This is a genomic window from Paludibacterium sp., assembly GCF_019232825.1.
In the GTDB taxonomy this organism is placed as follows: domain Bacteria; phylum Pseudomonadota; class Gammaproteobacteria; order Burkholderiales; family Chromobacteriaceae; genus Paludibacterium.
This window is the reverse complement of record NZ_JAFAND010000143.1, coordinates 1-12965: the sequence shown is the minus strand read 5'-3', so window position 1 is coordinate 12965 and position 12965 is coordinate 1. Positions and strand designations below refer to the sequence as shown.

The 12965-nt window shown below is 63.8% G+C and carries 7 protein-coding genes; all 7 read left to right on the top strand.

Features of this window, described 5'->3' with window-relative positions:
* Nucleotides 1–1365: MFS transporter (locus tag JOZ06_RS18975; protein WP_293235310.1), on the top strand; the 1365-nt coding region annotated here is incomplete at its 5' end.
* A 212-nt stretch (nt 1366–1577) separates the two neighbouring features.
* On the top strand, nt 1578–2603 hold the full coding sequence (locus tag JOZ06_RS18970) for a tyrosinase family protein (RefSeq protein WP_293235308.1): 1026 nt from the start codon (nt 1578–1580) through the stop codon (nt 2601–2603).
* A gap of 3 nt (nt 2604–2606) precedes the next feature.
* Nucleotides 2607–3107: a hypothetical protein gene (locus JOZ06_RS18965; protein ID WP_293235306.1), complete on the top strand. Its 501-nt coding sequence runs from the start codon at nt 2607–2609 to the stop codon at nt 3105–3107.
* Nucleotide 3108: 1 nt separating this feature from the next.
* A complete protein-coding gene (locus JOZ06_RS18960; protein WP_293235304.1) occupies nt 3109–3732 on the top strand; it encodes a DUF2182 domain-containing protein in 624 nt (207 codons plus the stop codon).
* A 459-nt stretch (nt 3733–4191) separates the two neighbouring features.
* On the top strand, nt 4192–5907 hold the full coding sequence (locus tag JOZ06_RS18955) for a ShlB/FhaC/HecB family hemolysin secretion/activation protein (RefSeq protein ID WP_293235302.1): 1716 nt from the start codon (nt 4192–4194) through the stop codon (nt 5905–5907).
* An 8-nt stretch (nt 5908–5915) separates the two neighbouring features.
* Nucleotides 5916–6443: a toxin-activating lysine-acyltransferase gene (locus tag JOZ06_RS18950; RefSeq protein WP_293235300.1), complete on the top strand. Its 528-nt coding sequence runs from the start codon at nt 5916–5918 to the stop codon at nt 6441–6443.
* The coding region (locus tag JOZ06_RS18945; RefSeq protein ID WP_293235298.1) for a hemagglutinin repeat-containing protein at nt 6436–12965 on the top strand (6530 nt) is incomplete at its 3' end. The genes JOZ06_RS18950 and JOZ06_RS18945, both read left to right, overlap by 8 nt.

Below are 12965 nucleotides of genomic sequence, written 5' to 3'. Positions count from 1 at the left end.
TCGGCGATCCGGGGCGGTTTGGGCGTGTCCTCCGGCGAATTCCTCTGGGTGCTGACCGCGTACGCCGTCGCCGGGGCAATCGGCATCGCGCTGTTGGAGCGCTTGAACCGCGTCATGCACCCGCGCGATCTTTTGCTTGGCGGCATGGCGTTGTTTGTCATCGGCGCGCTTTGCGCGTCGTTGGCCGAGACGCTGCCGCAACTGATCGCCGCGCGCGTGATTCAAGGTTTGGGGGGCGGGCCGCTGCTGACTTGCTGCCGCGTGCTGGTGCAGCTGGCGGTGCCGCCGGAGCGCCGGCCGCGCCAGCTGAGGGGCTTCATGCTCGGCCTGTTCCTGTTTTCCGCGCCGGGGTCTTGGCTTGCCGCGCTGTTGATCGAATCGGGCGATTGGCACGCGCTGTTCGTGTTGCACGCCGCCGCCGGCGCGTTGGTGTGGCTGGCGGTCTGGGCCGTGCTGCCCAGAGGACCTCACGCGACGCGCGACCTGGGGCACCTCGATCCTTGGGCCTTGCTGGCGTTGAGTTCCGGCGTGCTGGTCTGGATGCATACGTTGGAAGACCTGCGCGATCAACCGCTCGATAGCGGCACCTTGCTGCGCCTTGGCGTCGGCTTGGCGCTGTTTGCCGTGTTGTTCCGACGTTTGCGCCGCCATCCCGATCCGTGGTTCAAGCTCGATACGCTGGCGAGCCGGCGCTATCTGGCCGGCCTCGGGTTTTATACGCTGTACTACCTGCTCAACGGCGCGATGGCGCTGCTGCTGCCGCGCTACCTGCTGTCCGGCGAGGCGTTCGACCTGCTCAATACCGGCCGCCTGACGAGCCTGGGCGCCGCCGCCACCGCGTTGGCGCTGCCGCTGTATTTCCGCTTTTCGCGCCGCTTGCCCGACCGTCGCTACGTCATCGCCACGGGGTTTCTGCTGTTTGCCGGCGTGAGCTTTTGGCTCGCGCGGGTCGCCACCGGGGAGACCGCCTGGGCGCAACTGCTGCCGGTGGTGCTGCTCAAGGGGTTGTTCCCGATTCTGGTGGTGTTCCAGGTGGCCGGCCTGACGTTCGGCGAGTTCAAGGGACTCGACTACGCGCATGCCTACGCGATGAAGAACGTGCTGCGGCTGTTGGCCAACGCCATCGGCGCCGGCGTGGCCGATGTGTATTGGCAGGACATCGCGGCCAAGAGCCGCACGGCGCTGGTCGGCCGCCTGGATGCCGCCGCGCTGGGGGCGCCCGCCGATCCCGCCGCTTGGCTTTCCCTGTCGCAGGCGGTCGACCGTCAGGTGGCGCTGATCTGCGCTTCGCAGTCCTTCATCATCGTTGCGACGGTGAGTTTGCTGGGCGCGGTGCTGATCGTGCGCCAAAAGCACTTGAGTTAGGGATTCATGGCGCACTGCCTTCGGCGAGTGCACCCTACGAGAAGGCGTGTCCGGTTGCGCCAAATACCTAGGAATGCACGTTCGCAGGTCGAATGGCCGGTACTTTGGGACAGGGCCGCGGTGCAGCGGGGCGCTTGATTTCCTTTGGGCGTGATCTTCACTTTAGGCATATCCGAATTGAGTTCCGATTCGTTTTGCCTAAGGGGAGTGTCATGACATACACCCGCCGTAACGTCTGGCTTCTCGGCGCCACCTGGGCCGATCCGATTCTCTGGTACGCGCGCGGCGTCAAGGCGATGCAGGCGCGCGCGCTCAACCAGCTCACCAGTTGGAAATTCTTTGCCGCCATTCATGGCCTCGACAGCGGGTTGTGGCAGCAATTGGGCTACTTGAGCGCCTCGGATCCGATGCCGAGCAAGACCGTTCAGGCCACCTATTGGAACCAGTGCCAGCACGGCAGTTGGTATTTCCTTCCCTGGCACCGCGGCTATTTATTGGCGGTGGAGGCCATCTTGCGCGCCGAGATCGTCAAACTGGGTGGGCCGGCCGATTGGGCATTGCCGTACTGGAATTACTTCAAATCCGGCGAAAACACCTTGCCGCCGGCTTTTGCCTCGGCCGCATGGCCCGACGGCAAGGATGACAACCCGCTTTACATCCCGCAGCGCTATGGCCCCAACAACGACGGCAACGTGTTCGTGCCGTTGAGCCAGGTGAACGAGCGGGCATTGGGCGACGCGCGCTTCATCGGCCAAAGCGGTGGCGGCAGCCCGGGGTTTGGCGGTGTGCAAACCAAGTTCAGTCATGCCGGCACGATCCATGGCGGCATCGAAACCCAGCCGCACGACTGGGTGCACGGCCTGGTGGGCGGCAGCGATACCGGTTCGGGCCTGCCTGGGCTGATGTCGGACCCCGACACCGCCGCGCTCGACCCGGTTTTCTGGTTGCACCATGGCAATATCGACCGTCTGTGGACGGTATGGCGCCTGAATCCGGCAAGCCACATCGACCCCGGCGTTAGCGCCTGGCTCAAGGGGCCGGCCACGGGAGGCGGGCGCGCCTTCACGCTGCCCAAGCCAGACGGCAGCGCCTGGACGTATACGCCGAGCCAGATGGAGACGCTCGCGACGCTGGGCTACACCTACGACGACCTGGCTCCGCCCGCGGCGGCGCCGATCACGCGCCTGCAACAGCTGGGGTTCGCCGCGGCAGGCGCCCCGAGCGCGACCGGGAGATAGATCATGGCGACACAACAGGTGGAAATGGTGGGGGCCAACAGCGACGAACTACGCTGGACCGGCGGCGCCACCGACACGCAGCTGCGGCTGGATCCGCCCGCGCACGGCCGCTTGCTGGCGAGCCTCTCGCCCGCCACGGCCGATCCGCTGGCTGGACCGGACCGGGTGTTTCTCAACGTGGAGAACGTGCGCGGCAGCCTGGATGCCGTGGCGTTCGATGTTTACCTCAATCTGCCGCACGGCGCGGAGCCGGCGCATTACCCGGAACTGTTGGCCGGCCACGTGGCGCTGTTTGGCGTGCGCAAGGCTTCGCTGCCGCAGGGGGAACATGCCGGCAACGGCGTGACTTACGTGCTTGACGTTACGCATGTCATCGATGCGCTGCACTTGGCGCAGGCGCTGAGCGGCACGCAGCTTCAGGTGTCCCTGGTGCCGCTGCAGCCGGTGCCGGAAGCGGCGCAGGTGCGGATTGGCCGCATCAGCCTGTACCGGCAGAGCGGCTGACATGGCGGCGGCGCTGTGCTCGGCCTCCGCCATCACCACTTGGCTCGGCATGCCGGCGGCGGCGTGGGTGATGCACTGGCTGCCGATGGTGGCGGCGATGATGCTGCCGCTGACACTGCCGCCGCTGACCTATCTGCATGTCCGCAGTCTGGCGCGCCGTCGTTTGCGCGCCGAAGCGCTGTTTTTGCTGGGCTATCTGATGACGTGGCTGGTTGCCGGCGCCGCGCTGCCGCTGCTGGCGCCCATGCCGGCCGCATGGGCCGCCGGCATGGCCTTGGCGTGGCAACTGACCCCCGCCAAACAGCGCTGCCTGAACGGCTGCCACCGCCTGCCGCGCCTGGCCGTGTTCGGCTGGCGGGCGGAGCGCGACGCGCTGGCCTACGGTCTTCGCCAGGGCGGCTACTGCGTCGGCGCCTGCTGGGCGCTGATGTTGCCGACGCTGCTGCTCGAGCACGGGCACCTGCTGGCAATGGCTGCCGTGACCTTGTTTGTCCTTGCCGAGCGGATGGCGCCGCCGAAGCCGCCGGCGTGGGGGTGGCATGGGGTTTTTATCCGATCGGTTGTTGTCTTTTTGCCAGCCAAACGTCAAGATGGCATAAATGCATTGGCGATACGTAAACAATGACGATAATTTAAATTTGTATAAATTTTCCGTATAGGTCATCACATGTTTGCGTCATCCTCCCCTGGGGGGATGGTTCTACGTCATGCGCATATTGTTTGATGGGATATCGTCCATAAGAAATTGCTGTTTTTCAAACCGAGCAACTGCCATTTAGTACAGTGCCCAGCTGTACCCCCCCTCGCCCTAGAATTCGCCCCTTAAATAAAATTTACAATCGGTTAACAAGCGAAGTGTCTGCTTGCCCTGCGTCGTGTCGATGGTATTCGTGATGCGTATATCGTTGTTTCGATACAGTATTTCTTGTAGTGCATTCAAGAAATAGCGGCTTGTTTGCTTCCCGGTCATCCTGAAGATTAGGAGGGAAGCGAAGTATTGCCTTTTTCCGGGGGGAGAGGCTGAACGTCGTCGATACGGCGGGCAGAGCCATTCGCTTGTCATGACTGATGCGGCGAATGGTTTATGAAAAAGTATAACTATCAACTCACCGGACAAATCGGACTTGGCCTGATTCTGCTGGTGGTGACTCAAGCGGCGGCGGCAGAGACGCCGCCCCGCGATGGCGATCAGCTGATTCGCCAACAAGAGCGGCAACAGCAGTTGCGCGAGCAGCAAGAGACACAGCCGGCGGTGCGCCTGCAGGCGCCGCCCGTGGCGGCCGGCAAACTTCCCGCCGCCGAGTCGCCTTGTTTCGACGTTAAATCCATCGAACTGATCGGCCCGTTCTCGGACAAGTTTCAATGGGCGTTGGCGGCGGCCAACGAAGACGGCGACCCGGCCATTGGCCGTTGTCTGGGCACCGAGGGCATCAACCTGGTGATGAAACGGGTGCAGAACGCGCTGATCGCCCGTGGCTACACCACCAGCCGCGTCATCGCCAAAACGCAAGACTTGCGGACAGGCGTTCTACAACTGACGCTGATCCCCGGCCGTATTGCCGCCGTCCGTCTGCAGGACGCCGATCCCCATGCCATCAATCTGCCGGCTGTGCTGCCGCTGGCGCGTGGTGATCTGCTCAATCTGCGCGATATCGAGCAAGGGCTGGAAAACCTCAAACGCGTGCCGACGGTGGACGCGGATATCCAGATTGCGCCGGCGCAAGGGCCCGACGCCCAACCTGGCGACAGCGATTTGCTGGTGCGTTGGCAGCAGCAAAAGCCTTGGCGTCTATCGCTCGGTGTCGACGACAGCGGCAGCCGGCAAACCGGCAAGTTCATGGGCAGCGCCACGTTGTCGTTCGACAACCTGCTGCGGTTGTCCGATCTGTTCTACGTCAGCCAAAACCAGGACATGGGCGGCGGCGCCGAGGGGCCGCGCGGTACGCATTCGCAAACCGTGCACTATTCGTTCCCGATTCAGAATTGGCTTTGGTCGCTGACCTACAGCCAGAGCCACTACTACCAGCAGGTCGCCGGGCAAAACCAGCCCTACATCTATAGCGGCGACAGCCAGAACGACGAGGCGAAATGGACGCGCCTGCTGTATCGCACCGCGCGCAGCAAGACCTTCGGCTGGGTCTCGCTATGGCTCAATACCTCTAGCAACGACATCGACGACACCGAAATCCTGATTCAGAACCGCCGTACCGCAGGCTGGGCGGCGGGCCTGTCGCGTGTCGACTACCTTGGCGCCGCCACGCTATCGACCGACCTCGGCTACCGCCGCGGCACAGGCGCCTTCAACGCTCAGCCGGCGCCGGAAGAGGCGAGCGGCGAGGGTTCGTCGCGACTGGGTGTGATCAACGCCTCGACACAGTTGTCTCTACCCTTTGCCATGCTCGGCCAATCGTTGCGCTACGACCTGGCTTGGCGCGCGCAGTGGAACCGCACGGCATTGGCGCCGCCGGACCGCTTCAGCATCGGCGGCCGCTACACCGTGCGCGGCTTTGACGGCCAAAACACCTTGAGCGCCGAACGCGGCTGGGTGGTGCGCAACGATCTGAGCTGGAACGTTCCGCGCCTGGCGGGCGAGCTCTATCTCGGACTCGATTACGGCGAGGTCGATGGCCCCAGCAGCGGCTTGCTGCTTGGCCGCCACTTGGCGGGCGGGGTGATCGGCTGGCGCGGCCAGATCCGGCAGCTCAACTTCGACCTGTTTGCCGGCCAGCCGCTGTCGCGCCCGACGGGCTTCGACACCGACCGCTATGTGGCGGGTTTCTCTCTCAATCTTTCGTTCTAGGTACGGGTATGCAGATAGACGGCTATCAGGTGATCGCGCCCGCTTTGTTGGGTGAGCCCTGTAATCAATCGGAGGCGCTGGGCGCCGCTACGTGGCTATGGATGCAATCGCCGCTGCATCGTGACGCACCGCTGCACGCGTTGTCTCAATTGCTGTTGCCGGCGATCGTCAAAGGCCAGTTCGTGCTTTTGAGCGAGCAAGGCAAACCGGTGTGCTTTCTGTCGTGGGCCCGCTTCAGCCGCGTAGCGGAATACCGCTATTTGCACAATCCGCCGATCGCGATGGCGCTGGCTGATTGGGATAGCGGTTCGCGCGAATGGATTCTCGACCTGATTGCACCCTTCGGTCATGGCGCGCGCGTTGTGCAATTGCTGCGCAAGCGATTGCTCGCCGGCCACATCATGCGGTCGCTGTATCACCGCGGCAGTGAAAGAGGGATTCGCATCAAACATTTCGTCGGTGGCGCATTGCTGCCGGAAGAGGCGCGCACGTGGCTGGCGCTGAATCCGCCAGCATGGGAGTTGAAGGATGAATAAACGTTGTTTCCGCGTGATTTTCAACCGGGCGCGCGGCCTATTGATGGCGGTGGCGGAGACGGTTGCCGCCCGGCAATCGGCGGGTGCTTGCGATGCGGCGGGCGGCCCGGCTGCGCCTGTCTGCGTGCTGGCGGTACGTCCGCTGGCGTTTGGATTGTGGCTGGCACTCGGCGCTGTCATGCCGGTGATGGCGCAAACGCAAGTGGTGGCCGATCCGAGCGCGCCGGGCAACCGGCAGCCGGTAGTCGGCGCTGCCGGCAATGGCGTGCCGGTGGTCAACATTCAGACGCCGAGCGCCGCCGGCGTATCACGCAATGCCTACAGCCAATTCGACGTCGACAAGCAAGGCGTGGTGCTCAACAACGCCCAAGGGCCGGTGCAGACGCAGCAGGCCGGCTGGATCGCCGCCAACCCGATGCTGACCGCCGGCACCGCCCGGGTCATCCTCAATGAAGTGAATTCGTCCAACCCGAGCTTGCTGCGCGGCTATGTCGAAGTCGGCGGCAATCGCGCCCAAGTGGTGATCGCCAACCCGAGCGGCATCCAATGCGATGGCTGCGGTTTCATCAACGCCAACCGCGCGACCCTGACCACCGGTTCGGCCGTGCTCGACGGCAGCGGCAACCTGACCGGCTATCAAGTGCGCGGCGGCACCATCACCATCGGCGCCGGCGGCATGGACGCCAGCACCACCGACTATACCGACGTGCTGGCGCGGGCGGTGCAAGTGCAAGGCAGTCTCAAGGCCTCGGTGCTCAATACCGTTGCCGGCGCCAACGACATGAGCGCGGACCTCTCCAGCATCCATCGCGTCACGCCCGCCGCCGGCACCGCGCCGGCTTACGGCATCGACGTCGCCGCCCTGGGCGGCATGTATGCCGGCAAGATCATGCTGACCGCCAATGAGCTGGGCGTCGGCGTGCGTAATGCCGGGGTGCTCGGCGCCAGTGCCGGCGACGCGGTGGTCACCACCAGCGGCCAACTGATGAATAGCAATCAAATTCAGGCCTCCGCCGGCAACGTGACGCTGAGCGCCGACCAAGGCGTCAGCAACAGCGGCACGGTCAAGGCCAGCGCCGGGCTGAGCGTGGCTAGTTCAGTGGCGGTGAATAACCAGGCCGGGGCCACGCTCAGTGGTCAAACCGTGAACGTGACCGCTTCCGATCTGAGCAACCAGGGCACGGTGGTCGCACAGGGCAATCAGCAGCTGACGCTGACGGGGACCTTGAACAACGCCGCCGGCGCAACCCTGAGCGCTGGCGCGCAGACGATCAATGCCGCCAGCGCGGTCAATCAGGGCACGATCAGCGCAACCAATGCGTTGCAGTTGACGTTAAGCGGCGCGTTGACCAACGCCAGCGGCGGAGTGATGAGCGCGACGACGCAAACGGTCAATGCGGCCAGCATGAGCAACCAGGGCAGTGTCAACACAGTCGGCACGTCACAGTGGATGTTGAGCAGCGCGTTGACCAACGCCAGCACCGGGGTAATGAGTGCCGCGAATCAAACGGTGAATGCGGCCAGTGTGACGAACCTTGGGGCGATCAGCGCCACCGGTTCCCTGCAACTGACCTTGGCGGGGCAGCTGGATAACCAGGCGGGGGCAAGCTTGGTCGCCACAAATACGCAACTGACCAGCGGCAGCCTGACCAACCGCGGCACCATCGACGGCGCCACAACGCTGATCCAAACCGGCAACTTCGATTTGCTCGGCACAGGGTTGGTAATGGGGGATCACCTGTCGATCGGCGCCAGCACCTTCACCATTGGCAATGAAAACGGCACGGCGGCGGTAGCCGCCGCACGCAGCCGGCTCGACCTGGGCGTGCAGCACTTGAGTGTGAGCGAACACGCGCTGCTGCATAGCGAAGGCGACATGGCCATCGGCGGCCAGCTCGACAGCAACGGCCAGGCTACCGGCAAGGCCAACAGCTTGACGCTGTCGAGTGCGCGCATCGAGGCCATGGGCGGTCTGACCGTCAATACCGCCTCGCTGTCGCTCGCCAATGCACATTTCGCCAGCGCACTGCAGGCGGACCCGCGCTATCCGCAGAGCATCACCGAATACCAGGGCAGCGGCTCGGCGACCCGCTACGCGCCTGGCACGCCGGGCGTGTACATCTACAACGACGAGTCGGATCATCTGCAAACCCCGGAGGGCAGCTTCGAGAGCTGGCTGAGCTACAACTACACCCGCACGGTGCAAACCGAGGTCGTGACCCAAACCGACCCGGCGGCCATCAGCGTCGGCAACAACTTCACGCTCAACGCCGACACCGTGCTGAACGACAAGAGCACGGTGACGGTGGGGGGGCAGTTGCTCGGCACCATCGGTTCGTTGACCAATACCAGCAGCCAGGGTCAGCAGATCATCCACGACGCCGGCAGCGTGACCTCGTTCTGGCGTCAGCACAATAAGGGTCGCGATAGTACCGGCAGCAGCACGAGCAGCTATGATCCGGCCGACCAGGTGTTGAACATTACTCTGCAGCCGGCCGAATGGCAGCAAAACACGCAGAGCACGGCGCAGTACCGCACCGCCTCGCTGACGCTCGCGTCCACGCCCACGGGGCCGGCGACGCTGCACGTCGATAGCAGTTTGTTCAAGCCGGCGACCGACCCGCAATCGCACTATCTGGTCGAAACCGATCCACGCTTCGCCAGCTATAAAACCTGGCTGTCGACCGACTATATGCTGCAGCAGCTGTCCAACCCGCCGGTGATGCAAAAGCGCCTGGGCGACGGCTACTACGAGCAGCGCCTGGTGCGCGAGCAGGTGGCGCAATTGACCGGGCGCCGATTCCTCGATGGCTACAGCAACGACGAGGCGCAGTTCCAGGCGCTGATGAATAGCGGCGTGGCCGAGGCGCGAACGCTTAACCTGCAGCCCGGCGTCGCCCTGACCGCCGCGCAGGTGGCGCAATTGACCAGCAACATCGTTTGGCTGGTCAACCAGCAAGTCACGCTGCCCGACGGCACCGTCACCCAGGCGCTGGTGCCCAAGGTGTACGCCAAGCCGGATAGCGTTACCGTCAACGGCGCGGGCACCTTGATCGCCGCCAGCGATCTCAAGCTCGACGTCGCTCAGCAGTTGACCAACGGCGGCACGCTGGCCGGCTGGCAGACGGTGGCCGCCGACGCGCAAAACCTGACCCTCAATGGCGGCCAGGTCTACGGCGGCCAAGTGGCGCTGACGGCACAAAACGATTTGACCGTGCAGGGCGGCAGCATCGCCGGCCACAGTGGCGTCAGCCTGCAGGCCGGCCACGACCTGACGCTGCAGTCGACCACCGCCAGCACGCAAAGCGCGCAGGGCAGCCAGACCAATATCGCCAATGTGGCAAGCGTCAGCGTCGACGGCGCCAACGCGGCGCTGTCGCTCGCCGCCGGCAATGACCTCAACGCATTGGCGGCGCAAATCGGCAACAGCGGGCAGGGCGGCAGCACGCAGCTTGTCGCTGGCCGCGACGTCAATCTGGGCACGGTGACCACCGCCAGCGACCAGACCGTGCGCTGGAACGGCGACAACTGGCGGCACGACACGCGTAGCCAAGACGTCGGCAGCACACTGCAAACCAGCGGCAACGTCACGCTCACCGCTGGGCGCGATGCCAACCTGACCGCCGCCAGCGTGACCAGCGATCAGGGCGACATGACAGTGGCGGCCTCGCGCGACGTCAACGTCAATGCAGGCCATGCCACCAGCCTGGTGGACGAAGCGCACAAGCACGCAGGCAAGAGCGGTTACCTGGCCACCAACACCATCACCACGCGCGACACGGTGCGGCAGGATCAGGCCGTCGGCAGTACGTTATCCGCCGACACCTTGACGTTGAACGCCGGCCAGAACCTGACCGTGACCGGCAGTAACGTGGTCAGCACACAGCAGACCACACTGATGGCCGGGCAGGATGTGACCATCAACAATGCCGTCAACCACATCGACGAAGTGCATCAAAAGCAAGAGCGGACGTCGGGCCTGTTCAGCGGCGGTGGGTTGATGGTGACCATCGGCGTGCAACAGCAAGACCTCGATCAGCATGGCGTCGGCGACACGGCGGCCGCCTCGACCGTCGGGTCGACCAACGGCAATGTGTCGATTAACGCCGGCCAGCATTACCAACAAATCGGCAGTCAGGTGGAGACGCCGAGCGGCAGCATCGATATCACCGCTAAGAAAGTGGACATTACCGAAGCGCGCGATACCCGCCAGGACGACACCGACCAGCGCTTCAAGCAGTCAGGCGTCAGCGTGGGGATCACCAGCCCGATCTTGAGTGCGATACAGACCGCGCAACAGATGAAGAGCGCGGCGAGCCAGACCGGCGACACGCGCATGAAGGCCCTGGCGGCGGGTACGGCGGCGCTGGCCGGGAAAAATGCCTATGACGCGCAGCGCCAGGCGCTTGCCAACGCGGAGGCTAACGGGGGGGATCCGGTCAAAGCCAGCGGCATCAACATCAGCATTAGTCTCGGCACGAGCCAGAGCCAAAGCCATACCACCCAAACCAGCGACCATGCCGCCACCTCGACCGTCACCGCCGGCGGCAACGTCAACATCGCCGCCACCGGCGACGGCGCCAACAGCGACTTGACCATCCGAGCCAGCGATGTCAACGCCAAGGGCAACATCGACCTGAGCGCCGACCATGCGGTCAACCTGCTGGCGGCGCAAGACACCAATGCCCAGCACAGCACCAACAAGAACTTCGGCGCGAGCGTCGGCATCAGCTTCGGCTCCAATGGATTGATGTTCAATGCCAGCGTCAATGGCGGGCGCGGTCACGCCGACGGCACCGATGTCACCTGGGTCAACAGCCATGTGGCCGCCGGCAATCAGTTGACGCTGACCAGCGGCGGAGATACCACGCTCAAAGGCGCGGTCGCCAGCGGCAAGCAGGTCACGGCCAACGTCGGCGGCAATCTGAACATCGAGAGCCTGCAGGACACGAGCCAGTACGACAGCAAACAGCAGAGCTACGGCGCCAGCATCTCGGTCGGCTATGGGGCGATGAGTGGCAGCGCGAATGTCAGCAACGAAAAGATGCATAGCGATTACGCCAGCGTCACCGAACAGAGCGGCATCCAGGCGGGAGACAATGGTTTCCAAGTGGCGGTGAACGGCAACACTGACCTGAAGGGCGCGGTGATCAGCAGCACTGACCTTGCGGCTGTGGCGGGGCGCAATCGCTTGACGACCGGTTCGCTGACGTATAGCGATGTACAGAACCATGCTAGCTACGATGGGGATAGCTTCAGTATTGGCGGTGGTTACAGCACCGGCTCCGGGAATGTTGGCAAAGACCAGCAGGGCCGAGCCGCCACTGGTGGCGCGGCAGTCGCGCAGTCCGATTTACCGAAAGATGGGGGCCTCTCGGCAACGTTGCCGATTGCCATGAGCGCCAGCGGGGATGCCAGCAGTACTACTCGCTCAGGTATCAGCGTTGCCACCATTCAAATCACCGATGACACCGCGCAACAAGCCAAGACCGGTCAAACTGGCAAGGAGGCCGTCGCGGCGCTTAATCGCGACGTTGCCACGGGACGCGACACCAGTAACGCGCTCAAGCAAATCTTCAATCAACAAGAACTGCAGGCGGACTTCAATATCGTCGGGGCTTTTGCTCGCGAGGCCGGAACCTTCCTCGACAACCGAGCCAAGGAGGTGGACACCAAGCGTGCGCAAGCGGATCAGGCAGAGAAAACGGCGCTAGACCTGACGCAGAATCTCACCGATGCGCAGCGGCAAGCCTTACTTGATCAAGCCTCTCGTCTCCGTGATGACGCGGCGCAAATTAATACCAACTGGGGGGCTGGCGGCACGTATCGGCAGATTGCGACGGCCTTGGTGGCTGGCGTGAGCGGCAATGTGGCCGGTTCCGGTAGCGAGTTCGCCCGTAACATGGTGGTGAACTACGTTCAGCAGCAAGGCGCGGGCTATATCGGCAAGCTGGTCGAGCAGGGGGAGTTGACCGAAGGCAGCCCCATGCATGCGGCGTTGCACGCGATTGTCGCTTGCGCTGGCGCGGCGGCCAGCAGTCAGTCGTGCAGCAGTGGCGCCCTGGGCGCAGCGGCATCGAGTGTGCTGACGGGGTTGTTCAGTGAAACCTCCCCTGACGAGACACAAAGTCAGCGCGAAGCCAAACGTAATCTGGTGGCCAGTCTGGTGACGGGTATTGCCACGATGAGCGGCGAGAACACGGCCACCGCGACCAATGCCGCTTCAGCGGCGGTGGACAACAACTGGTTGGCGACGCAGCAGATCGTACAGATGAACAAGGAGCTGGCTGCGGCGAAGGGCAGCTTAATCGACCAGGCCAAGGTGATCGCGAAATGGGGGGTGATCAGCGGCAAGCAAGATCTGATAACGGGCAACGCGCTGATACTAGGAGTGACCTCCGGCATGCTGAAAGATGCCAAAGGGTTGGTCAACCTGCTCAGTGATTTGCCGGGCAATCTGAGCAAGATGCAGGCCTTGCTCAACGCTCCCGATGTCGCCGGGAAACTCAGTGATGCCGTTCG

Coding starts and splice junctions, on each gene's coding strand:
- JOZ06_RS18960 (WP_293235304.1), top strand. CDS start 3,109: ATGGCGGCGGCGCTGTGCTCGGCCTCCGCCATCACCACTTGGCTCGGC.
- JOZ06_RS18965 (WP_293235306.1), top strand. CDS start 2,607: ATGGCGACACAACAGGTGGAAATGGTGGGGGCCAACAGCGACGAACTA.
- JOZ06_RS18970 (WP_293235308.1), top strand. CDS start 1,578: ATGACATACACCCGCCGTAACGTCTGGCTTCTCGGCGCCACCTGGGCC.
- JOZ06_RS18950 (WP_293235300.1), top strand. CDS start 5,916: ATGCAGATAGACGGCTATCAGGTGATCGCGCCCGCTTTGTTGGGTGAG.
- JOZ06_RS18955 (WP_293235302.1), top strand. CDS start 4,192: ATGAAAAAGTATAACTATCAACTCACCGGACAAATCGGACTTGGCCTG.